Raw genomic sequence first — 23,829 nt, 5'->3', positions numbered from 1 at the left:
TTCATCATTCACTCGGCTTCATTTCGGTTATCGCCAGACGGGCTGCAAGGGTAATGGCTTCGACGAGGCTCTGGTGGTCAGCGCCGCCGCGGCCGGCGATGTCAAAAGCGGTGCCGTGATCTACAGAGGTGCGAATGATCGGCAATCCGAGCGTAACATTGACGGCTTCGCCAAAGGCCATACATTTGACGGCGATCAGACCTTGATCGTGATAACAGGCGGCGACCGCATCGAATTCGCCCCGCGCCGCGCGCACGAAAATCGTATCGGCAGGGAAGGGGCCGCTGGCGGCGATGTGATGCAGATTACGGCATGCCTCGATAGCCGGCGCGATCTCGCGCGCCTCTTCCGAACCGAAGAGGCCGTGCTCGCCGGCGTGGGGGTTCAACCCGGCGACGGCGATGCGGGGCTGCGCGATACCGAGGCGGCGCAGCTCACGGTCGGCGAGCCGTATCGCCGCTTCGACGCGCGCCTGTGTGATGTGGCGAATGGCGTCGGCGAGGCTGACATGAATCGTCAGCAAAAAGACTTTCAGGTTGCCGGCGAAGAAGCACATCAACACCTCATCAGTGTTCGTCAGCGCGGCCAGCATTTCTGTGTGTCCCGGAAAAGGCGAGCCGGCGAGCTTCAACGCTTCTTTATTAACCGGGGCCGTCGCAATGGCCGCGAGATGACCGGCGAGCGTCAGTCGCACGGCGGTCTCGATGGCCGTGATTGCCGAGCGCCCGGCAGCGGCGCTGAGCTTCCCCCATTCCACGGCCTCGCCCGCGTCGCCTGTATCGCAGATCAGGACTTCGTCATGCCAGTCGCCAGGCGCGCCCTGAGTAAAAGCCCTTTCGGTCAGCACACGATAAGCGGAAGGCAACCCGAGTTTCTGAGCTTGCCGCTGAATCTCGCGTGCGCTGCCAATCAGAACGGGGCGACAGGTGGCGCGTGTGTGCGACTCGGCGACGGCTTTTAAGGCAATCTCCGGGCCGATGCCCGCCGGGTCACCGATGGTGATGCCGACGGGCGGGAGGTCGAAGCTATCTTTGGCTCGCGTCAATGTTCAGTCGTCGGGGAGGAGCGAAGCGGGACATCTCTCCGGTAGCCGGGCCTATTCTTCCGGCGCTCCATCATCGTCGCCGTTATCATCGCTTTCGTCGGCTTTGTACATGTACTTGATGTTATGTTTCAGCACCAAGAGGTTCGGCCCGTCGTTACGATGCAGCTTGATGCAAGCCTTATCGTACCATTCAATGCTGCCGCGCAACTCTTCGCCGTCTTGCAGGACGATGACCATCGGAGTGCGGTTGTCCATCTGCTTCTTGTAGTAGAAGCTTTCGGCATGAGTCTGCTCGGGGGGCACACGCTTGCGGTTCTGGTCTGCCGGCTGCGGATTGCGACGTTGTTGGGCGTTGCGCTCCTCGCGCTCACGGATCTCAGCCAACGTCGGTCGGATCAATTTTCTGTTCACCACACATCCTCCAGATCGAATCAAAGTGATGGCTACCAAACGGCAACGCGCAGCCAAGCTCCTGGCTGGGTCTATTCAGAGTCAAGCAGCAGGGCTGCAAACGCCCGGACAAGCGCCGCTCTGCGCTCATCAACCGGTTATGTCCAGCTAAATTTGAAGCGGGTTACTTGTCCACCGTTTAGAATGGCTTGATACTAGCTCAACCCTCCGGGTTTGGCAAGTGACCGATGACAAATGACCCGGAGCCGCGAATGATGTAAAATAAAATGGCTGATACGCTAGCGACGGAGGGAATCGTTATTCGCAACATCGAAGGAAATGTTCAGGGTCTGAAGCACAATCAGGTGCAGCGGCTCGAAAAACTTTATAGCCGGCGCATCCCGCCGCGCGAGATCGTCACACAGGAATTTGCTCGTCAGCTCACAGAGCTGTCGCACGAGATCAACCGCCAGATCGGCGTGCTGGTCAACCGCAATGGCTACGTCGAGCACGTCGTCGTCGGCAACGCGCGCAGCATTGTGCTGCCCGATCTGAAGCGCGTGCGCGTCGGCGAAACGCGCTTTCGCGGCCTGCGCTGCTTGCACACGCACCTTGCCGGCGAAGGGTTGACGCAAGACGACCTCACTGACCTTGCGCTGCTCCGGCTCGACCTGATGGCCGCAATAGACGTGCGGCCCGATGGCTTGCCGGGCGTCGTGCGGGCGGCGCACCTTTTGCCCGCGGACCCTGAAGCGACCCGCAAGACGCAGGCGACTTCGGCGGCGGATGCGGATGAGGCGCTCACTGAATCGGAGCCGCCAGCGCTATGGGGCTTTCTTGAGCCGCGAGTGCCGAGCCAGCTCGATGTAGACTTTCCCGATCTCATCGGCTCGCTCGAAGAAGAGATGGCGCGCGTGCGCCACGTGCGCAGCCCGCGCGACCACCGCGACCGCGCCATTCTCGTGAGCGTCACCACAAGTAGCCTCGGCGCGGCGCATGAATCACTCGATGAGCTGCGAGAGCTTGCGCGCTCAGCGGATGTTGTTGTTCTTGACGCCATCGTGCAGCGCCGGCAAAAGCTCGACCCGCGCTCGCTTGTCGGTCGCGGCAAGCTCGACGAGTTGATTATCCGCAGCCTGCAACTCGGAGCCGACGTGATGATCTTCGACCAGAATCTGACGCCGGCGCAGGTGCGCGCCATTAACGAGGCGACCGATTTGAAGATCATTGACCGCACCCAGTTGATTCTCGACATCTTCGCGCAGCGCGCCCAGAGCCGCGAGGGTAAGATTCAGGTCGAGCTGGCGCAGTTGAAGTATATGTTGCCGCGTCTGACCGGCTCGGGCACAGAGATGTCGCGGCTGATGGGCGGCATCGGCGGGCGTGGGCCGGGCGAAACCAAACTCGAAGTTGACCGCCGCCGGGTGCGTGACCGCATTCACCACCTTGAAAAGCAGATCGAGCAGATACGAACGAGCCGCCGTGTTCAGCGCGCCCGCCGCTCGCGGCGCGATTTGCCGATCATTTCGATTGTCGGCTACACCAACGCCGGCAAGTCAACGCTGCTCAATCAACTGACACAGTCCGACGTGACGGCAGAGGATTTGATGTTTGCGACACTCGATCCGACGAGCCGGCGCTTGCGCCTGCCGCACGATCAGGAGGTCATCATCAATGACACGGTCGGATTCATCCGCGATCTGCCGCCGGATTTAATCACGGCGTTTCGCGCCACCCTCGAAGAGATGGAAAATTCCGACTTGCTGATCCATCTCGTAGACGCCAGCAGCGAGCATGTGGATAATCAGATTGCCTCGGTCGAAAAGATTCTCGAAGAGTTGCACCTGTCAGAAATTCCGCGACTTCTCGTCCTCAACAAGTCCGATTTGTTGAATGCCGACGAGGTTGAAAACATGACGCGGGCTTACAACGCGGTCGCCGTCTCGGCTCTGAATCGCGACTCGCTGATGCCGATGGTCGAGCGCGTCGGCGTGCTGCTGAACGAAGCCTTGACTCGGCGCGAGACCCAGGGCGCAGTTGAAGCGGTCGAACCCGCGTTGACCCATTGAATCGAATTAGGAGGAACGGATGAGTAATTTTACTGACCAGCGTGGCCCGGATTTGCGCGATCAGTTTCAGCAGGATTATCACACACAGCAGAATCAACTGGCGCAGCAGAAGACCAAAAAGCGCGTCTGGTTGATTGGCGCCATCGTTCTCGCAGCGCTTCTGCTCATGGGCGGTTGTAGCACCTATAACGGCCTGGTGGGAAAACGCAATGCCGTCAAGAATGAATTCTCGAACGTTGACGTGCAGCTTCAGCGCCGTGCCGATCTGATCCCCAACCTGGTGAATACGGTGAAGGGATACGCCAAGCACGAAGAACAGGTGTTTGGCGAGATTGCCGACGCGCGCTCGCGCCTGCTCAATGCGAAAACGGTTGATGAAAAGGCCGACGCCAACGCTCAGGTGTCGAGCGCCCTGGGCCGCCTGCTCGTGCTAACGGAAAACTATCCGAATCTGAAAGCCGATCAGCAGTTCATGAGGCTGCAAGACGAGCTGGCCGGCACAGAGAACCGCATCGCCGTGGCGCGGCGCGATTACAACGCCAAGGTGCTGGATTATAACAACTCGCGGCAGCGCTTCCCGTCGGTCATCTTTGCCAACGTCATGGGCTTTCAACAGGAGCCAGAGTTCAAAGCCGACCCCTCGTCGCGCGAAGCGCCAAAGGTGGATTTCAATAAATGAAACACCGGCGGCTTGACGGCTCTGCCAATTAAAGCTTGAATCGAACGGCGGCCCGCGTGGTCGCCGTTTCGTTTTGGTCATTAGCGGGCCTTCGGCTTAGCCCCCAGGAGGCAAATCATGTCCGTTACAGTCGAAAAGAGCGGCGCGGTCACCACCGTCATTCTTCACCGCCCCGAGGTGCGCAATGCTGTTGATCGAGAAACCGCTGAATCACTGATCGAGGCTTTCGGCAGCTTCGAGGCGGATGAAGAGGCGGCGGTCGCGGTGCTCTATGGCGAAGGCGGGACGTTTTGCGCCGGGGCCGATTTGAAAGCCATCGCCGCGGGCCGCGGCAACCGCACCGAAGCGACCGGCGATGGCCCGATGGGGCCTTCAAGGAGGATGCTAAGCAAGCCGGTCATCGCCGCAATCGCCGGGTACGCGGTGGCCGGCGGGCTTGAGCTGGCCTTGTGGTGTGATCTGCGCGTCGTCGAAGAGAATGCCATTCTCGGCGTCTTCTGCCGTCGCTGGGGCGTCCCGTTGATTGATGGCGGGACGGTGCGGCTGCCGCGCTTGATCGGTCTGAGCCGTGCGCTCGATTTGATCCTCACAGGGCGAGCGGTTGACGCCGCCGAAGCCTTGCAGATCGGTCTGGCCAACCGCGTGGTGCCCAGAGGCACGGCGCGGCAGGCTGCCGAAGCGCTGGCGCAAGAGATCGCCCGCTTCCCGCAAACCTGTCTGCGCGGCGACCGGCTCTCGGCTTACGAGCAATTCGATTTGAGCTGGATAGATGCGCTCGCCAACGAGTTCAAGCACGGCCTCGCGGCGCTAGACAAAGAGACCGTGGCGGGCGCAACGCGGTTTGCCAGCGGCGCAGGCCGCCACGGCACATTTAATGATGAGAAAGACAGGTCGTCATAGCCGGCCCCAGAGCAGGATACGCTTGAAGGGATAGAAATATGGCCGGGCGTCTTCGAGGCGCTCGAAGAGAAGCTCGCGGTACTGCCGCATGAATTCGCCAAACAACTCGGCGGGCAAACGCTTTTCGTAATCCGTAAGCAGTGTGCCTTTCACCCACTCCACAACATCTTCTCTGGCGTTGAGCAAGTGACCATAAACCTGCAAGCGGACATGCTGCTTCTTGAAACCGAGCCGATAAAGCAACGCGGCATACGCTTCGGGTTTTAAAACCGGCCAGCGGCGCTCGTAGCCTTGCATCGCTTCGCGAAATGGCGTCTGCCGGGCTAGCTCGACGGCGACCAGATGCGCTGGGTGATCGTTATTGGCCGGCATCTGAACAGCTATTTGCCCGCCCGGCCTCAAGGCCGCAGTCAGGCGCGCCAGCAGCGCTTCATGACCTTCGAGCCAATGCAGCGCAGCATTTGAAAAAACCAGGTCGTATTCGCCTTCGGCCGCAAACTCAGCGATGTCGCGCCGCTCGAAGCGTAAGTTACTGCTCGCCAATCTCTCGCTTTTTGCGAGCATCGCGGCGGACGAATCCAGGCCGAGGGTTTCGCCGGCTTTCAAGGTGTTGTGCAGCACCTGTGTCAATTCGCCTGTGCCGCAACCGAGATCAACTACGCGCATCGCCGGGCGCGCCTCGACCAGCGCCATCAAGTCGAAGAACGGCTGACTGCGCTCGTCGCGATAGCGTTCGTACTGCTCAGGGTTCCACCTATCTTTTGAATCGTCCATCAGGGGGCTATTGCTGCTTGAGTGTCTCGTTGAGCGAACCTGTGCGATAACCTTCGAGGTCGAGCGCGACGTACTTGAAGCCGAGCGCCTTGAGCGCCGCCGCCATCTGCCCGGCCATGTCTACGTCGAGGGCGCGCGGCATCTCGACATCGGCAACTTCGACGCGCGCAATGTCGCCGTGGTGGCGAACACGCACTTGCCGAAAGCCCATCTGCTTGAGCGCCATCTCTGCGCGGTCAACCATCGAGAGTTTTTCCAGCGTGACGATCTGACCGTAAGGCACGCGCGACGACAAGCAGGCCGATGCCGGTTCGTCCCAGGTCGGCAACTCTGCGCGGCGCGACAGCTCGCGAATCTCTGCCTTAGTCAACCTGCATTCGAGCAATGGCGAGCGCACATTGTGCTCGCGGGCCGCCTGCCTGCCGGGGCGATAATCGCCGGCGTCGTCAGCATTCGTGCCGTCGCAGACCACCGCAAAGCCGCGCGTCGCGGTCAGCTCATCAAGCTTTGCGTATAGCTCCGTCTTGCAGTAGTAGCAGCGGTTCGGCGGGTTGTTGACATAATTCGGGTCGTTGAATTCTTCGGTGAAAATAATCTCATGGCGAATGCCGAAGCGCCGCGTGAGCTGATCGGCAAGCGCGCGCTGAAACGTCGGGTAAGAAGCACTATCACCAGTCACCGCAAGCGCCCGCGACCCGAGCTCGTCGTGGGCGACGTAGGCGAGATAGGCGCTGTCAACGCCGCCCGAAAAGGCGACGATCACCGAGCCGTAACCGCGCAGTAGCTCGCGCAACCGTGCTTCTTTTTCTTCGAGGCCGCTTGACGGCGAGCGGCTCAGGGATGCCAGGTTTGTGGTCACGGTCTAATGTTACTCGCTCAACTATCGCCGGGCAACTGGGTGAAACCGCGCCGGGCGTTCGCATCGGGAATCAAACGAGAGCGCGGCGATGAGGATTTGGTATAATGAAGGTGATGGCTTTACACACGACCGATGCTTATGTGCTGCGCACCTACGCGCTGGCGGAGGCCGATAAGATCTGTATCTTCCTGACGCGCGACATGGGGAAGATACGCGGCGTCGCGCACGGCGCGCGCAAGATGAAGAGCCGCTTCGGCTCGGCGCTCGAACCCTTCACGCAGGTTTCGCTGACCTTCTTTCAAAAAGAAGGGCGCGAGCTGATGAGCGTGTCGGGCTGCGAAATCGTCCACTCGCAATTTCATGTCGCGGCGCGCAGCGTTGAAATCGCCAGCGCGTTCTCTTACCTGGCCGAGCTGCTGAACGAATTCCTGCCGGACAATGAGCCGAATGAGCGGCTTTACCGGCTGCTGACGGCGGCGCTTGAGGCGATTGAGCAGGGGAGCGACCTCGGGCGAGTGCTGCGCTATTTTGAAACGTGGCTGTTGCGGCTAACCGGCTACTTTCCTGATACCACGCTGTGCGCCGCCTGCGGCGAGGCGATTGGCGCGGGCGAACCCACCTACTTAACCATCGAAGGGGCGCCGCGCTGCCAGGCGTGCAGCGGCGGCAGAGGCGCGGCAGTCGAAGCCGAACAGCGCGCTATCATCGGCGAGATGTTCAGCACTCATCCTTCGGCGTTTGCGCGCCGGCCTTTTCGCGCAGAGCACCTGACCCGGATTGGCGACATCAATTATCAAATCATCCGCCATGCTCTCGAACGCGACCTGCGCTCGCGCGCCCTTCTTTAGCTTGCCGGGCAAAGGAAAAAGCCAGCGCGGTTGAGGCGCTGGCTTTTTCCACTCTTCCAATTTCGACCTTCCTACTGTCCGCCGATGAACTCGCTCAAGATGTTGGTAAAGGCGCGGACGCCGATGTGACTGGCCCAGCCGGTGAAGATTTTTTCCGTTGTTCTGTCTTCTTCACGCCGCCAGTTCTGGGCAATGGCAGAAGCGGTCAGCCCGCCCATCAGGAAGGAGGCGTTGAATTGATCGCAGCCGCAGCGGTCGCCCTGGGTGATGAAGACGCGCGACACGGCGTACATGATTTTGCCGCCGACGCCCTTTTTGTCCGAGCGGTGATAGCGCGGGTCTTGCCGGAGGATGGTCGCGAAGGCGAACTTCTCCATGAAGTTGGCGGTCGCCCGAAACGCCATGCTGCGCGCCACATGGGTCATCGTGTCGGCCATAAAATCGCCGGCGCTCATATGCCGCCCGTGATCTTTGTCGGTCGCTTCGCCGATGATGCCACCAAAAATCGAAAGCGCGTATGGCGAATAAGAGAGGAATGACTTTTTCAAAAAGATGTGAAATTTTTCACCCGGAGTCAATGGCGCGGTGCTGACCGCGGGCAGACGCGGTGGCTGTGGCGTGGGCAAGGGAGTCTTCGGCCCTACGGCTTTTGACGAGCCGACGCGCGCGAGTGTGCCGACGGGTCTGGCTTCGGGAAGCGGCTGCATCGCCATTGTGAAAGCGGCATAGGTAATATTCGGCGCGACCGTGGCGGCCACGGGCAGCGGCGAGCTGGCCGTAGCCCGCAGGGTTGAAGCGTCGTGGCCTATCGCGCCTTTGCTTTTGTTATCCCTGCCGTCGGCGGCGGCGGCCCGTTGCGCCGTCAACACGATGGACAGCGCCAGCACAACTAGTGTGAATGTTATCCTTAAAATCGAGTGACGAGCGATCCCGATCATATCTCACCTCAACAAAAAATGAACTCACATCCAGTTGGCAGATACTACCACAATCATTGGCCATATCGAAACACTAGATGGCGGTGAAGCTAGCGTCCGGTAGCGCCGTCTCGGAAAAAAAGCTGGAACTTCGCAGGCGCATTTTGCGAATGAAAGAATGGCGGATTCCACAATCATAATCACGTGCACGAAGAAGGAGATTCACAATGAAAACCAGACGTCATCTGGCGGCGGTCTTTGTCCTGATGATCGCCGCGACCTGCTTGCAAACCCGCGCCGGCTTTGCGCAAGGGCCGCAGGGGCCGCAGCAAGATATGACGATTGATGCGGCGATGCGCGCCGCGGTGATCGAAAGCGCCATCAAGAATCTCAACGAAGCCTACGTCTTCCCCGAAGTCGCCGGCAAGATGCAGCAGGCATTGCGCGAGCGGCTCGCGAATAAAGAATATGACAGCGTCACCAGCGCCCGTGGCTTTGCCGAAAAGCTGACCGCCGACCTCCAAGCCGTCAGCCATGACAAACACCTTCGCGTCGGCTACAGCTACGAGCCGATTCCTGAGCGCAAGAATGCCGAGGAACCATCTGCTGAAGAGATCGAGCGCTTTAAGACGTTCATGCGCCAGACGAATTTTGGCTTTGAAAAGATTGAGCGGCTGCAAGGTAACATCGGCTATCTCGACCTGCGCGGCTTCAACCCGGCGCAGTTTGCCGCCGAAACCGGCGCGGCAGCGATGACTTTTCTGGCCAACACCGACGCGCTGATTATCGATCTGCGGCGCAACGGCGGCGGCGACCCGGCGATGGTCGCTTTCCTGACCAGCTACCTCTTTGGAGCCGAGCCGGTGCATCTCAACGACCTCTATTTCCGCCCCGACGATTCGACGCGCCAGTGGTGGACCTTGCCGCACGTCCCCGGCAATCGCTTCGGTGACAAGAAAGAAGTCTACGTGTTGACGAGCCGGCGGACATTCTCGGCGGCTGAAGAATTCACCTACAATTTGAAGAACTTGAAGCGCGCCACAATCGTCGGCGAGACCACCGGCGGCGGCGCTCATCCGGGCGGCGGGCGGCGGCTCAACGAGCATTTCCAGATGTTCGTGCCGACCGGGCGCGCCATTAACCCCATCAGCAAGACAAACTGGGAAGGCACGGGAGTCGAGCCGGATGTCAAAGTTCCCGCCGATCAGGCGCTAAAGGTGGCGACGGTCGCCGCCCTCGGCAAGCTCATCGAGAAGGAAACCAATGCGCAGCGCAAAGCGCAGTTGCAAGGCGGGCTTGAGGCCGCGCAGAAAGAGCTTGATGAGATGAAAAAAGGCGCTAAACCAACGCCCTAACTGAAAAGATAGTCTGTGCCGCGCGCGTCCGCCGCGAAGTTCCGCGTATCCGAAGGCGGAAGAAAACCGGCGCGCGCGGTCTACTCAACCTCAAAAATCATTTGACGCGGCGCGTGCTAACCATAAGAATAAGCAGTACGCTTGTGGATTTAACCCTGGACCTCATCCTTTGGAAAGAAAGATCCTCGTCGTCGAAGACCATCCCGATAGCCGCGACCTCTTGGCGCTCTATCTTAGAATGCAAGACTACACGGTCTATACGGCGGAAGATGGGCTAGAAGCCCTGAAGCTCGTTCAGCTGGACTGCCCCGACTTGATCATCACCGACCTTTCCATGCCGAACATGGACGGCAAGGAGCTAATCAGGCTGGTGCGCCAGATGCCGCCTTGCACAAGCCTTCCCATTATCGTCATGACAGCCTTTGGCAGCGGCGATGAAGCCGCCGCGCGCCGCGGCGGCGCCAATCAAACGATTGCCAAGCCGATTGATTACGAAGTGCTCCTCCAACAGATCAACCAACTGCTACCTGCCTGAAGGTCCTGGCGCTGCCGATGAGTCGTGGCAACTCGGCGAAAGGCCATCGTCATTCATAACCGCGAACAGAAAAGTACAGGACAGGCGGCCAGCGCCGGACTGTTGCTGATCGGGCTCGCCTACCTCGGCTTTATCAGCCTGGGCCTGCCTGATGGCTTGCATGGCATCGCCTGGCCCTCGGTTCGCGCGACGTTTCAACTAGGGATTGATGCACTCGGCGCGATACTGGTGATGTTCACCAGCGGCTATCTGCTGGCGAGCTTCAGCAGCAGTCGCTTGCTGACGGTCATGAATGTCGGAACCCTGTTGGCGCTCAGTTGCTTGTTGATGGCGATCAGCCTGACGGGTTATGCGCTGGCCCCTAGCTGGGGATGTATGGTGGCGCTCGCGCCGGTTGCCGGAGCCGGGTCGGGAGCGATTGACGCAGGATTGAACAGCTATGCGGCTCTCAATTTCAGCCGTCGCACAGTCAACTGGCTGCATGCCTGTTACGGCATCGGCGCAGCCATCGGGCCGGCCATCATGACTGCGGTGCTGAATGCTGGCCGCCCCTGGCGTTGGGGTTATGCCATCGTCGCGATGACTCAGTTCGTGATGGCCGTGGCATTCGCCTTGACGCGTGCCCGCTGGACAAACATAGACGCGAAGGCGCAGGCTGTCGGCAAACTGCCACGGCAGTCAAACCGCGGCACGCTGCGCTTACCTGCGGTCTGGTTGAGCATCGCGATCTTCTTCATCTACACCGGCCTTGAAACGGCCGCCGGCGCGTGGGCCTTCAGTTTCTTCACCGAAGGGCGCGGGGTTGGAGCGGGTGAGGCCGGTCTGTGGGTGAGCGTGTACTGGGGGAGCCTGACTGTGGGCCGACTGATCTTTGGCTTTGTCGCCGAATCGCGAGCGGCGCGGTGGCTGTTGCGCCTCTGTCTGGTCAGCATCGGCGTGGGTGCGGCGCTGATCTGGCTCAACGCCGCACCCCTTCTAAGCTTCTGCGGATTGGCGTTGATGGGGTTAGCCTCGGGGCCGGTTTTCCCTTCGATGATTGCCGAAACGCCTCGCCGCCTGGGAGCCGCCCACACGGCAAACGCGGTTGGTTACGAGATCGCTGCGGCGATGCTCGGCGCGTCGTTGCTGCCGGCGGCAATCGGCATCGCCGCCAGCCGATTCGGCCTTGAAAGCATCGGCCCGGCGCTGTTGCTTACGGCGATTCTGCTGTTTGTCTTTCACGAGAGCTTGCGCTTCGCCGGGCAGTCGGCGATCCGCGGCGAATCGTCCTCGACATAGGACAGCTTGCGAATGCATCCAGTCTTAGCCACAAAGTCACAAAGAATCACGATAGGCCCGGGGGTTCTTGGCGTCCTCGGTCTTTGTGCGATTCTTCCCGCTATCGCTTGACAATCATGCGCCGCTCGCGGGAATTTCTAACCTGCGCCGCGTCACTTAACAGACGGGCAAGCTCAGTCCGCCACTGCGGATGAATACCTTCATTCAACACACCCGTGCCGTAAGCGGCACAAAGTGAGGCCGATGATGCTACCCCTCCAAGGCATTTACGAAATTGCTATTCCCGTTGACGACCTGAGCAGGGCTCAGGCTTTTTACTGCGACATCCTTGGTCTGAAGATCGGGCTGCGCGATGAAAAGAGAAACTGGCTATTCCTCTATGTCGGTGGCAATGCCGGCATGGTGGTTCTGCAAGAGAACGCCGGCGACTGGCCTTCGCAGCACTTCGCTTTCCAGGCTGACCAGGGCGACCTGGAAAGCGCCGCGGCGAGCTTGCGCGAGCAAGGCGTTGAAGTGGAAGGGCCAATCTTTCATTCATGGATGGGCTCGACATCAATCTACTTCAGCGACCCCGACGGCCATCAGCTTGAAATCCTGGCGCTCGCGTAAGGCAGCCACTAAACGAGCCATTAGCATCCTTGCAGTGGCGAGCGATAATCAGGCCGCCGTAATCATCATCTGGATGCCTGGCTATGCGAACAGAGCAAGACACCGACCCGGTATGGCAACTGCCGGCGGGTGAGCTATCGTTGCCGCGAGATGAGGTTCACGTTTGGCAGGATGACATTTACCTTGCGACTGACAAAAAGGGCCTGCCACGCATGGCGCGGCAGGCTTGGAGAGCTTAGCCCATGAGATTTCCTAGCGCCGGTAACTACGCCGGCAGAACGCTACCGGTTACAAATGTCTGTGCCGACGGCCAGCAGGCGCGCGACGCCGTTGTTTGAATTCACTCAGCGGCAGGTGCTATATTGGCCGCGCATCAACGAATCCCCTTTCAATCAAACAAAAGGGCTTCGCTTGGCGACTGACGGGCCGCCGAGCGCGCCAGATGGGAGAACGCATATGGCTTCAAAAAATCGCCGCCAATTCATCAAGCAGTCGCTAGAAGCTGGTGCCGCAGCGGCGGCCTATACCGCATTGTCGGCTACCGGCGTGGCCGCGCAATCCACGAACAATGTCGCCGGCGCGAATGACCGGCTGCGCGTCGGCCTGATTGGCTGCGGCGGCCAGGGCCGCGGCGACCTCCGCCAGATACTGAAGCTCAAGAACGTCGAATGTGTCGCGCTCTGCGACGTCGACGACGAGCAAGCGGCGCGCGCGCAGAAGATGGTCGAAGGCGATTACTCGCAACACCCGCAACTGGTGACGCGCGACTTTCGCCGCGTGCTTGATCTTCGCGACATCGATGCCGTCATAGTCGGCACGCCCGACCACTGGCACGCGCTGCCGACGATTATGGCTTGCCAGGCAGGCAAAGATGTTTACGTCGAGAAGCCGCTGGCCATCAGCATTGGCGAAGGCCGCGCCATGGTCAACGCCGCGCGCCAGCACCATCGCATTGTCCAGATGGGCACGCAGCAGCGCAGCGCCGCTCACTATAAAGACGCGGTAGAATATGTGCGCAGCGGCAAGCTCGGCAAGATTCGCATGGTGCGCGCCTGGGCTTACCAGAACTGGATGGGCAACATCGCACCGGTTCCCGACAGCGAGCCGCCGGCGACAGTGGATTACGAGATGTGGCTCGGCCCTGCGCCGAAGCGGCCTTTCAACAAGAATCGTTTTCACTTCAACTTTCGCTGGTACTGGGACTACTCCGGCGGCTTGATGACGGATTGGGGCGCGCACATGATCGATATCGCCAACTGGGCAATGAACGTCAAAGCGCCGCTTTCAGCCGCAGCGGTCGGCGGCAAATTCGGGTTCCCCGACGATGCCGAAGAGACCCCGGACACGCAACAGGTCATCTGGTCATACCCCGATTACAGCATGGTCTGGGAGCATGCGACGGCCATCGGGCGCGGCCCTGAGGCGCGCGATCACGGCGTCGCCTTTCACGGCAACAACGGCGTGCTGGTGGTTGATCGCGGCGGCTGGGAGGTCTATCCCGAAAGCGAGCGCGTCAATGGCAAAGCGCGCTATAAAGACGCAGGCATGCCGCGCCAGGGAAGCGGCGGCGATGATTACCACCTCCTGCATATCAAGAATTTCGTTGACTCGGTGCGCTCGCGGCAACTGCCGAACTCGGATGTCGAGATCGGCCACAACTCGATGATCGCCTGTCACCTTGGCAATATCGCCTTCCGACTTGGCCGGCAGGTGCGTTGGGATGTCGAGAAAGAATCGTTCATCGGCGACAACGAAGCGCAGAGCTATCTGACGCGCCGCTACCGCGCGCCGTGGAAACTCCCTGTAGAGTGACAAGTGACAAGTGACGAGTGACAAGACGATGTCGCTCCGATTCCGGTCAAGACTCGGCCTGCGAATCCCTCTTGTCACTCGTCACTTGTCACTTGTCACCCTCACGGGCGGAAGCCCCTGAGCTTTGGTCCCAGTTGCATGGGCAATAAGCTGTAAGCCGTCTCGACCCAGTCGCAGAGAATGGGGCGCGTTTCGCGCGGGTCAATGATCTCTTCGACGCCGAAGGCTTCGGCGGTGCGGAAGGGCGAGCGCAACTGGTTCAATGTCTCTTCGATCTCGCGGCGTCGCGCTTCCGGGTCCGGCGACGATTCGATGTCGCGCCGATAAGCCGCCATCACGCCGCCTTCAATCGGCAACGAACCCCAATCGCCTGACGGCCACGCGTAGCGCAAGTTCAGTCCGTTCGTGTTGCCATGCGCCGCGCCCGCCACGCCATAACAACGCCGCAGCAGGATGCTCACCCACGGGACGCGGACTTGATAGATTGCCGCAATCGCCCGCGCGCCGTACCGCGCTGTGCCGGCGCGCTCGGCTTTGGTGCCGACGACGAAGCCCGGCTGGTCTACGAGGTTGACGACCGGCAGGTGGAAGGTGTCGCAGAGGTCAACGAAGCGGACGAGCTTTTCGCTTGCCGGCGCGTCCAGCCCGCCGCCGTGAAAATGAGGGTCATTGGCCATCACGCCGACCGCATAACCGTTCAGCCGCGCCAGCCCTGCGATCAGCGGGCGCCCGTAAAAGCGGCTGATCTCAAAGAATGAGTCGCGATCAACGATCAACTCGACCAACCGCCGCGCATTGTAGCCGCGCCGCCGGTCGCGCGGGATGATCGAGATCAAGTCCGCTTCCGAGCGGTTCGCTGGATCATCCGTGTCGCGGCGCGGCGGCAACTGCCAGACGTTCGACGGCAAGTAACCGAGGAAGGCGCGAATCTGCGCGAAGGCTTCATCTTCGCTGCCGACCTCGTTGTCGACGCAGCCGCTGCCGTGCGCGTGGATGTGCGAGCCGCCGAGTTCTTCCTTGCCGACTTTCTCGCCGACGCTGCGCTCGACGACCGGCGGCCCGGCGACGAAGAGCTGCGCCGTGCCTTTGACCATCAACGAAAAGTGCGAGTTGACGACGCGCACCGCGCCGAGTCCCGCGACCGAGCCGAGACATGCGCCGACGACCGGAACCTCCGCGAGCAGCGCCACAGAGATGTCCCAGCCCGGCAGCGGCGGCACATAGGTGCGCCCCATCGTCTCGATGGTCTTGACGCTGCCGCCGCCGCCCGTGCCGTCAACCAGTCGGACCAGCGGCACGCGGAACTCGCGCGCCAGCCGCTCGGCGTAGACCGCTTTGTAGCCGACCGCGCCATCCGCCGCACCGCCGCGCACCGTGAAGTCGTCGCCGCCGACGACGACCTTGCGCCCGTCAATGCGCCCCGTGCCGAAGACGAAATTCGCTGGCGTGAACGAAGCCAGTTGACCCGCTTCATAAGTGGCGCGGCCCGCCAGCGCGCCGACTTCATGAAAAGAATGGCTATCGAGCAAGCGCCCGATACGTTCGCGCACCGTGAGTCGGCCATTGGCATGGTGTCGCGCGACGTTCTGTTCGCCGCCCATCTGTTTGGCCAGTTCGGCGCGGCGCTTGATCTCTTCGACTTCGGGCTCCCAACTCAATCGCTTGTCTCCTGAGGAAGGATAGTGTTGATGTTGCGCTGAAAGGCTAAAGCAAAAAGCGAAGATTGAAAAGCCGCGGGGCGGCGGCCACTTGACCAATCGCGGCGGCGGTTGGAGAATGCCTTTTCTCCATTCATCTGCGCGATGGCTTATCCGGCCATTGTTGATTAATCTGGCGGGCTGATTGGAACTGGCATGGGCGGCACAATCATCGATAGCCACCAACATTTCTGGCAGGTCGGGCGCTTCGACTACCCGTGGATGAGCGCCGAGGTCGAGACGCTCTACCGCGACTTTCTCCCTGAGTCGCTCGCTCCGTTATTGAACGAGAATGGCGTAGGGCAGACGGTGCTGGTGCAGGCCAGCAACAGCCTCGCGGAGACGCGCTGGCTGTTAGAATTGGCTGACCGCCATCGCTTCATCGCCGGAGTCGTCGGCTGGGTGGATTTGACTGATCCGCAAGTCGAATCGCGGCTCGCGGAATTTATCGGCCATCCGAAATTCAGAGGCGTGCGCCATCTGGTTGAAAGCGAGCCGGCGGACGACTGGCTCCTACAGCCCGGCGTGCTACGCGGCCTCAAGGTTCTGGCGGCGGGGGGCGTTGCGTACGACTTGCTGGTGCATACGCGCCACCTGCGCCACGTGCTGACGGTGGCCGAGCGCTGTCCCGGCTTACGGCTAGTTGTTGATCATATGGCCAAGCCGCCGATTGCCAGCGGCAAAATAGAGGAGTGGGCGAGCGGGTTGCGAGCCGTCGCGCAAATTCCCGGCATCCACTGTAAACTTTCGGGCCTGGTCACCGAAGCGGACCACCTGAGCTGGAAGACCGAAGATTTACGGCCTTACGTCGAGCGGGCGCTCGAATGGTTCGGCCCTGAGCGCATGATGATCGGCAGCGACTGGCCCGTATGCTTGCTCGCGGCCTCGTACGAACAGGCGCTCACGGCTTACCAATCGTTGCTCGGCGGTTTGAATGATCGTGAGCGGCAACTTGTTCTCGCGGACAACGCCGCGAGCTTTTATCGATTGCCGCAGAATTCTTAACCAATCCTGAGATTTAATAACTATGAGCGAAGCGTACTTCATCACCGGCGCACAGGGCTGCATCGGTTCGTGGATCGTCAAGGCACTGGTCGAGCGCGGCGACGCGCCGTTTGTCTTCGATGTCAGCGATGATGCGCGGCGGCTGCGACAGATCATGAGCGAAGCCGAGATTGCCGCCGTCCGCTTCATCGTCGGCGACATTACCGATTCGTCGGCCATCGCCGCGGCGATGGCCGCATCCGGTGCGCGGCGCATCATTCACCTCGCCGGCCTTCAGGTGCCGACCTGCAAAGCCGCCCCGGTGCGTGGCGCGGCGGTCAATGTCATCGGCGCGCTTAACGTCTTTGAGGCAGCGCGGCAGGCCGCCGTCGAGCGTGTTGTTTATGCCAGCTCGGCAGCCGTCTTCGGCATGAGCGAAGATCACGAGCCGGTTGATGAAACGACGGTGTGCGAGCCGGCTACGCACTATGGCGTTTTCAAGCGCGCCAACGAAGGCAACGCCCGCGTCTATTATCTCGATCACGGGCTGTCGAGTGTCGGGCTGCGGCCCCTGACGGTTTACGGCGTCAACCGCGATACGGGATTGACCAGCGACCCGACGAAGGCCATGAAAGCGGCGGCGCTCGGCGTGCCGTTTCGGATTCGCTTTGGCGGCGCGACCGATTTCCTCTATGTCGCCGACGCGGCAGCGGCCTTCATCGCCTGCGCCGACCGCGCGCCGACGGGGGCGCACGTCTTCAACCTGCACGGGCAGACCGTGTTGATCGAAGAAGTCGCCCGCCTTATCAACGAGACGGCTGGCCGTGAGCTGGCCACATGCGGCGGCCCGCCCATCCCGATTGCCGCGGCGTTGAGCGATGCCGCCATCCGGCAAACCATCGGTGAGCTGCCGGTAACGCCGCTTGGCGATGGCGTGCGCGAAACCATACAACGCTTTGCCGAGTTGAACGCCGCTGGTCGGCTCGACACCGGCGACATCGAAGCCGAGATGCGTGCCGCCTGCGTCTAAGCGCGGAAGATTATGACGAACCCTGGCATTCACCACAGCGGATCGGCGACCATGCGAGCCTGTGTGCTATGTGACGTTGCGCGCATGGAAGTCCGCGACGTGGCGCGCCCACAGACGGGGCCGCGTGAGGTTCTGGTGCGCGTCGCGAGCGTCGGCCTGTGCGGCACCGACATACACATTTTCGCGGGCCACGCCAATTACAACACCGACGCGCACGGGCAGCCGGTGCCGTTTAACCGCGAGCCGCAGATACTCGGCCATGAGCTCAGCGGCGAAGTCGTTGAAATCAGCGCCGAAGTGCGCGACCTGCGCGAAGGCGACCGCGTCGTCATCGATCAAGGGTTGAACTGTGTCAGCACGGCGCGTGCGCCAGTCTGCGAATACTGCCGCACCGGCGATTCGCATCAATGCGAGTTCTACCGCGAGCATGGAATCACAGGGCTGCCGGGCGGGCTGGCTGAATACATCGCCGTTCCGGCGGTCAATTGCGTGCCTATTCAATCATCAATCGGCGCAGAGGCGGCAATGACCGAACCGCTCGGCTGCATCATTCACTCGTCTGATTTTGCGGCGCGGGCGCGCGCCCGCTATGCCATCAACGCTGTCGAGGCTGACGAGCGTGTGCGCGCGGTCTTGATCTGCGGCGCGGGGCCGGCCGGACTGTTGTTCACGCAGTATCTGCGCCAGGCGCTCGGCTACGATGGGCGCTTGCTGGTCAGCGAGCCGAACCGCCGCAAGCGTGCGCTCGCCGAATCGTTTGGCGCGCAGACGATTGATCCGTCTAGCGGCGATGTGATTGAGGCGGTTCGCGAATTGACTGACGGGCGCGGCGTCGAGTATTTGATCGAAGCAACTGGCTCAGGTCGCGTGATGGCGCTGATCCCTGGCCTCATTCGCAAGCAGGCGACGGTCTTGCTCTACGGCCACGGCCATGCCGGCACAGACATGAGCCTGTTGAATAATGTATTATTTAGAGAGCCGGTGCTGGTCGCCTCGGTTGGCGCCTCGGGTGGGTTTAATGCGGATGGCCGCCCCGCGGTCTATGCGCGAGCCCTGGAATTGATCGAATCGGGCCGCATTGACGTGGCTTCGATCATCACACATCGCTACACACGGCTCGATGAGGTGCCGCAGGCGCTTGGCGGCGACTGGCGCGCGGCGGATTACGTTAAAGGCGTCGTGACGCTCTGAACAGTCGCGATGATTCTGAATTCATTTGCCATAATGCGATTGACGAGAAGGAGACTTAAACGATGAAGAACCTGACTGCCCGAATGACGGGCAAGATAATGATTATTCTATTGCTGGCGGCCCTCGCTCTGCTGCCGGTCACTTCGGGCGCGCAAGATCGCTTGAAGACGATGCCGGGATATGACCAGTTCCAGCGCATGAGCAAGGAGATCCCCGGCTCAGTCAAGCCGGGCAACCTCGCGGTCAAATGGGTGGACGGCGGCAAGGCATTCACTTATCAAAAAGACGGCAAGTCGTATCGCTACGACACGGCGACCGGGCAGACGACCGAGGCCGGCCAGGCTACAGGCGATGCGGCCCAGGGCGATACCCCGATGGGCCGCCGTGCGCCCGGCGCGCCTGAGCGCGGGCGGCAGCTCGGCTTTGCCGTGTCGCCCGACGGTAAGCTCAAGGCGCTTTACCGCGACCGTAATCTCTGGCTGAGTAATGCCGATGGCTCGAATGAGATGGCCATCACCAAAGACGGCAGCGAGCAGAAGCGCATCAAGTATGGCGTCGCCAGTTGGGTCTACGGCGAAGAGTTAAGGCAAACGACGGCGATGTGGTGGTCGCCGAACAGTAAGAAGGTTGCCTTCTACCGCTTCGACGAAAGTCCTGTGAAGGATTATTATCTGCAACTCGATCAAACCCAGTTGCAGAGCCGCATGGACATCGAAGCCTATCCGAAAGCCGGCACGCCCAACCCCATCGTTGAGTTGTTCGTTTATGACGTTGACACGAAAAAGATGACTCAGGTTGACGTGCGCGACGGCAAGCCATTTGATAATGCGGTGGTCGGTCACTACGTCTACCGCGTGGCGTGGTCGCAAGACAGCAGCGAGCTTTTGTTCAACCGCACCAATCGCCGGCAGAACATCATGGAGTACACCGCTGCCAACCCTGACACCGGCAAGTGCCGCGTCATCGTTCGCGAAGAGTGGCCGGCAAGCTGGACAGAAAACTCGCCGGAGATGCGATTCCTGGCCGATGGCAAGCGGTTCATCTGGGCGTCAGAGCGCACGGGCTGGCGCAATTTCTATCTTTACGATTTGAGCGGCAAGCTGATTGCCACGCTGACGAATCACCCCTTCGAGGTGGCGAACATCGTGGCGGTGAACGAAACCGCCGGGCAGCTTTATTACATGGCGCGCGACGGCGACAATCATATGAAGCTGCAACTGCATCGCGTCGGTCTCGATGGGCGCGGTGACCGGCGGCTCACCGACCCGGCGCTCAATCACACGGTCAATGTCGCGCCCGATGGCCTTCACTTTGTTGACGTGGCGCAGACGCACGACACCCCGCCGGTCACACGGTTGATGGACGGCGAAGGCAAAATGATTGCCGAGCTGGCGAAGAGCGACACGACGAAGGCTGACCAACTCGGCTTGAAGCGCGTCGAGCTGATCACCTACAAAGCGGCGGACGGCATGACCGATCTGCATGGGCTGCTGCACTTCCCGTCGAACTTCGATCCGACGAAAAAGTATCCGCTGCTGGTGAGCGTCTACGCCGGGCCGGCGACCAATGGGGCGCGCGAAACCTTCAGCACGCCGAATCCGCTCACCGAGTATGGCTTTCTCGTGGCGACGCTCGATTCGCGCAGCGCCGCCGGGCGCGGCAAACGTTTCCTCGACGCCATCTATATGAAACTCGGCACGGTCGAGATTGACGACCAGGCGGCGGGCGTGCGCTATCTGTGGGCGCGGCCCTATGTGGACAAGACACGCGTCGGCATCTTCGGCACGTCTTATGGCGGCTATACGTCGGCGCTCGCGATTTTGCGCCATCCCGATGTGTTTCAGGCGGCGGCGGCTTCGTCACCGCCGACCTCTTGGTATCACTACGACACGATCTACACCGAGCGCTACATGTGGATACCCCAGGAGAACAAAGAAGGCTACGAAGCGGGCAACGCCATGACTATGGCAGACAAGCTCAAAGGTCGGCTGATGATTTACTACGGCACGGCGGACAACAACGTGCACCCGTCGAATTCGATGCAGTTGATTCAAGCCTTGCAGAAAGCCGGCAAGAGCTTTGAAGTGCAGGTCGGCCCGGACATGGGCCATTCGGGCCTGCGCCCGGATCGCATGATGGAGTTCTTCATCGAGAACCTCGTCTTGCGAAACGGCCCCGCGTCTTAGAAACGGTGTGAGCGAAGTAAGAGAGGCTGGCCGCGAAGTCGCAGCCAGCCTCCCCTCTCTCCTCGTCGGCTCCGCATTCGCCTCATCATTCGCCAGCCGTGTTGCCCAGGGCCGGGAGGGCTGGGCATAATGATTACCGGACGGCGCTTGTGCTGAAACCCGTGAGCGTTGCCGCGGGCGTTGGAGTTGTGCGGCGACTGGCGAGGAAACGGTGCCCAGCGAGCGAAGCCATCATCTTCCTTCACAACAAAAATCTCATCAGCCAATTGGCTCAAAGTCGCAAACCGAACCGGGGCGAAAAATCCCCGCGGCGATGCGCGCTCTCAAGCACCGCAACTATCAGCTCTTCTTCGGCGGGCAACTGATCTCGCTGACCGGCACGTGGATGCAATCGGTCGCGCAATCGTGGCTGGTCTACCGCCTGACTGGTTCGGCAATCCTGCTCGGCCTGGTCAGCTTCTCTTCACAAATCCCGGTCTTCTTGATCGCACCCATTGGCGGGGCGATGGCGGATCGCCACAATCGTCATCACACGCTGATCGCGACGCAGACCGCCGCGATGCTGCTGGCGATGGTGCTGGCGGCTTTGACCCTGAGCGGGCGCGTGCAGACCTGGCATCTCTTCGCGCTGGCGGCGCTGGTCGGCGTTGTCAATGCGTTCGACATCCCGGCGCGGCAAGCCTTCGTTGTTGACATGGTCGGCCGCGAAGACTTGATCAATGCCATCGCGCTGAACTCTTCGATGTTCAACGGCGCACGCATTATCGGGCCGGCGGTCGCCGGCATTCTGGTCGCCGCCATCGGCGAAGGCTGGTGCTTCTTTGCCAATGCCGTCAGCTACATTGCCGTGATTGCCGGCCTGTTGATGATGAAGATGACTCGCCGCCGAGCCGAGCCGCCGCCCGGGTCGGCGCTGGCCCACATCATCGAAGGCTTCCGCTTCGTCGCCGCAACCGGGCCGGTGCGGGCGCTGCTGCTGCTGCTGGGACTGGTGAGCCTCATGGGCATGCCGTACGCGGTGTTGATGCCGATCTTCGCAGACCAGATTCTTCATGGCGGCGCGAGCGGGCTCGGCATCCTGATGGGGGCGTCGGGGATGGGGGCGCTGGCCGGCGCTTTGAGCCTGGCTGCTCGCCAGGGGGCGCGCGGGCTGGGCCGCTGGGTGGCGTTTGCGACCGCCGGGTTTGGCCTCAGCATCATTCTGTTCTCTATGTCGCGGCAGTTCTGGTTGTCAGCCGCGTTCTTAATTCCGGCTGGTTTTTCGATGATGGTGCAGATGGCGGCATCAAACACGCTGATTCAATCGATGGTGCCGGACGCCCTGCGCGGCAGAGTGATGGCAGTCTATTCGATGATGTTTATGGGGATGGCACCCATCGGCGCGCTGCTGGCGGGCGTCTTGGCCAATCATCTCGGTGCGCCGCTTACCGTAGCACTTGGCGGCGGGGTCTGTCTGCTTGGCGCGGGCGGCTTTGCATTGCGGCTGCCGGGTTTAAGAGCGGCGGCGCAACCGCTCTTCATCGCGCAGGAGATGGCCGCCGGAATCCCCGCCGAAGAGATGACCGGCAACTCGCTGACCGAGCGCTCTCGAAAAGCCGAAGCCTCATCGCGAAGCTAATCTGGCTCAGCCGCCAGGGCGGCATAGGCTGAGGTGGCTGGCGCATGGTCGCTTGCTATACTGTTATCGGGGTCTCACAGAGAGGAAGAGGTTAACCATAGAAGCTGTGAATCTGAAAAGCCTGAGAATCTATACGAACTATGCCCGCCAGCACGGGCGGCGCTTCATCAAGCAAAAGTTTAAAGAATCACGCAAGCCGATACAGCCGGCTCCTTACCGGCCCGCGCCCGCGACCTGGGGCGATGATGAGCTAACGCTTGCGTGGCTCGGTCATGCGACGGTGCTGATCAACTTTTATGGGACATGGTTATTGACCGACCCGGCTTTGCGGCCACACGTCGGCGTCAACATCGCCGGCCTGACCATCGGCCCGCGCCGCCTGGTGCGACCGGCGCTGGCGAGCAACGAGCTGCCGCGGCTCGATGCCATTCTGGTTTCGCATTCGCACATGGATCATTGTGACCTCGGCACGCTCAAACGCTTACCGCGCCAGACGGCGGCCGTCGTACAGAGCGGCAATGGCGACCTGGTCCGCCGTTTCCGGCGCGTCAATGAGCTGGCGTGGGGCGAGTCGGTCGAGATCAACGGCGCGCGCATCGAAGCCATCGAAGTCAATCACTGGGGCGCGCGACGACTGACCGACAGGCATCGCGGTTATGGAGGGTTCCTGATCACCAAGAATGATCGCGCCCTCGTCTTTGGCGGCGACACGGCTTATACAAGAGCCTTCGGACGGTTGCGCGAGCGTCTGTCACGAATTGATGTCGCTATGCTTCCCATCGGCGCGTATGATCCGTGGATTTATGCCCACGCCAATCCCGAGCAGGCATGGGCGATGCGCGGCGAGATGAACGCCACGTATATTCTGCCGATGCATCACTCGACTTTCCGACTGAGTCGCGAGCCGGTGGATGAGCCCATCACGCGCTTGCTCAACGCCGCCGGCGGCGAGCGCTGGCGCGTCTGCCTGGAACAGCCCGGCCAGCAGTGGCGTTTGTCCGAGGCGGCGGTGGAAGACAATCGCAACCTCGTTCACGCTTTGCCGCTATGATA

General features: G+C 61.1%; 21 protein-coding genes. 15 read left to right on the top strand and 6 right to left on the bottom strand.

Translation table 11 applies throughout. The features are described 5' to 3' along the window. Positions 1-4: 4 nt before the first annotated feature. Positions 5-1,045: a 4-hydroxythreonine-4-phosphate dehydrogenase PdxA gene (gene pdxA / locus VJ464_06755; GenBank protein ID HKQ04814.1), complete on the bottom strand. Its 1,041-nt coding sequence runs from the start codon at positions 1,043-1,045 to the stop codon at positions 5-7. Positions 1,046-1,096: 51 nt separating this feature from the next. After that, the gene (locus VJ464_06750) at positions 1,097-1,456 is read right to left on the bottom strand and encodes an RNA chaperone Hfq (protein HKQ04813.1); all 360 of its coding nucleotides are present in this window, start codon (positions 1,454-1,456) and stop codon (positions 1,097-1,099) included. A gap of 266 nt (positions 1,457-1,722) precedes the next feature. On the opposite strand from VJ464_06750, the gene hflX reads away from it, so the two are divergent. From hflX to VJ464_06735, 3 genes are all read left to right on the top strand, one after another. Beyond that, a complete protein-coding gene (gene hflX / locus VJ464_06745) occupies positions 1,723-3,504 on the top strand; it encodes a GTPase HflX (GenBank protein HKQ04812.1) in 1,782 nt (593 codons plus the stop codon). A 166-nt stretch (positions 3,505-3,670) separates the two neighbouring features. After that, entirely contained in the window at positions 3,671-4,183 is a 513-nt protein-coding gene (locus VJ464_06740; protein ID HKQ04811.1) for a LemA family protein, read from the top strand. A gap of 117 nt (positions 4,184-4,300) precedes the next feature. After that, complete coding sequence (locus tag VJ464_06735; GenBank protein HKQ04810.1) at positions 4,301-5,083, top strand: crotonase/enoyl-CoA hydratase family protein; 783 nt, start codon at positions 4,301-4,303, stop codon at positions 5,081-5,083. On the opposite strand, the gene VJ464_06730 is transcribed toward VJ464_06735, so the two are convergent. Further along, on the bottom strand, positions 5,078-5,857 hold the full coding sequence (locus VJ464_06730; GenBank protein ID HKQ04809.1) for a methyltransferase domain-containing protein: 780 nt from the start codon (positions 5,855-5,857) through the stop codon (positions 5,078-5,080). The two genes, VJ464_06735 and VJ464_06730, sit on opposite strands and share 6 nt — an antisense overlap. Before the next feature lie 7 nt (positions 5,858-5,864). Continuing rightward, the gene (gene larE, locus VJ464_06725) at positions 5,865-6,716 is read right to left on the bottom strand and encodes an ATP-dependent sacrificial sulfur transferase LarE (GenBank protein ID HKQ04808.1); all 852 of its coding nucleotides are present in this window, start codon (positions 6,714-6,716) and stop codon (positions 5,865-5,867) included. A 104-nt stretch (positions 6,717-6,820) separates the two neighbouring features. Between larE and recO the strand changes: the two genes are divergently transcribed. Beyond that, entirely contained in the window at positions 6,821-7,564 is a 744-nt protein-coding gene (gene recO / locus VJ464_06720; GenBank protein ID HKQ04807.1) for a DNA repair protein RecO, read from the top strand. A 71-nt stretch (positions 7,565-7,635) separates the two neighbouring features. On the opposite strand, the gene VJ464_06715 is transcribed toward recO, so the two are convergent. Further along, entirely contained in the window at positions 7,636-8,502 is an 867-nt protein-coding gene (locus VJ464_06715; GenBank protein ID HKQ04806.1) for a hypothetical protein, read from the bottom strand. Between the two features lie 206 nt (positions 8,503-8,708). Here VJ464_06715 and VJ464_06710 point away from each other — a divergent pair, with 206 nt between their 5' ends. The 5 genes from VJ464_06710 to VJ464_06690 all read left to right on the top strand — a co-directional run bounded on the left by VJ464_06710 (position 8,709) and on the right by VJ464_06690 (position 14,070). Next, on the top strand, positions 8,709-9,836 hold the full coding sequence (locus VJ464_06710; protein HKQ04805.1) for a S41 family peptidase: 1,128 nt from the start codon (positions 8,709-8,711) through the stop codon (positions 9,834-9,836). A gap of 169 nt (positions 9,837-10,005) precedes the next feature. Continuing rightward, a complete protein-coding gene (locus VJ464_06705; GenBank protein HKQ04804.1) occupies positions 10,006-10,371 on the top strand; it encodes a response regulator in 366 nt (121 codons plus the stop codon). Between the two features lie 24 nt (positions 10,372-10,395). Then, positions 10,396-11,649, top strand: a complete 1,254-nt coding sequence (locus VJ464_06700; GenBank protein HKQ04803.1) for an MFS transporter — start codon at positions 10,396-10,398, stop codon at positions 11,647-11,649. Positions 11,650-11,892: 243 nt separating this feature from the next. Continuing rightward, the gene (locus VJ464_06695) at positions 11,893-12,258 is read left to right on the top strand and encodes a VOC family protein (GenBank protein ID HKQ04802.1); all 366 of its coding nucleotides are present in this window, start codon (positions 11,893-11,895) and stop codon (positions 12,256-12,258) included. Between the two features lie 456 nt (positions 12,259-12,714). Continuing rightward, entirely contained in the window at positions 12,715-14,070 is a 1,356-nt protein-coding gene (locus tag VJ464_06690) for a Gfo/Idh/MocA family oxidoreductase (GenBank protein HKQ04801.1), read from the top strand. A gap of 101 nt (positions 14,071-14,171) precedes the next feature. Here VJ464_06690 and VJ464_06685 read toward each other — a convergent pair whose 3' ends face one another. Beyond that, entirely contained in the window at positions 14,172-15,728 is a 1,557-nt protein-coding gene (locus tag VJ464_06685) for a carboxyl transferase domain-containing protein (protein ID HKQ04800.1), read from the bottom strand. Positions 15,729-15,923: 195 nt separating this feature from the next. Between VJ464_06685 and VJ464_06680 the strand changes: the two genes are divergently transcribed. The 6 genes from VJ464_06680 to VJ464_06655 all read left to right on the top strand — a co-directional run bounded on the left by VJ464_06680 (position 15,924) and on the right by VJ464_06655 (position 23,827). Then, positions 15,924-16,772 carry an amidohydrolase family protein gene (locus VJ464_06680; protein ID HKQ04799.1) on the top strand — a complete coding sequence of 283 codons (849 nt, stop codon included), beginning with the start codon at positions 15,924-15,926 and terminating at the stop codon, positions 16,770-16,772. A 22-nt stretch (positions 16,773-16,794) separates the two neighbouring features. Then, entirely contained in the window at positions 16,795-17,781 is a 987-nt protein-coding gene (locus VJ464_06675; protein ID HKQ04798.1) for an SDR family oxidoreductase, read from the top strand. 12 nt (positions 17,782-17,793) lie between these two features. Next, the gene (locus VJ464_06670) at positions 17,794-18,972 is read left to right on the top strand and encodes an alcohol dehydrogenase catalytic domain-containing protein (protein HKQ04797.1); all 1,179 of its coding nucleotides are present in this window, start codon (positions 17,794-17,796) and stop codon (positions 18,970-18,972) included. A gap of 62 nt (positions 18,973-19,034) precedes the next feature. After that, positions 19,035-21,158, top strand: a complete 2,124-nt coding sequence (locus VJ464_06665) for a DPP IV N-terminal domain-containing protein (GenBank protein ID HKQ04796.1) — start codon at positions 19,035-19,037, stop codon at positions 21,156-21,158. A gap of 313 nt (positions 21,159-21,471) precedes the next feature. Next, positions 21,472-22,776, top strand: a complete 1,305-nt coding sequence (locus VJ464_06660) for an MFS transporter (protein HKQ04795.1) — start codon at positions 21,472-21,474, stop codon at positions 22,774-22,776. Positions 22,777-22,882: 106 nt separating this feature from the next. Next, positions 22,883-23,827, top strand: coding sequence for an MBL fold metallo-hydrolase (locus VJ464_06655; protein ID HKQ04794.1), 945 nt, complete (start codon positions 22,883-22,885; stop codon positions 23,825-23,827). The last annotated feature ends 2 nt before the right edge of the window (positions 23,828-23,829 follow it).

This window comes from Blastocatellia bacterium, assembly GCA_035275065.1.
Classification (GTDB): domain Bacteria; phylum Acidobacteriota; class Blastocatellia; order UBA7656; family UBA7656; genus DATENM01.
Note: the sequence above shows the minus strand (reverse complement) of the source record. Positions and strands in the feature narration are given on the sequence as shown.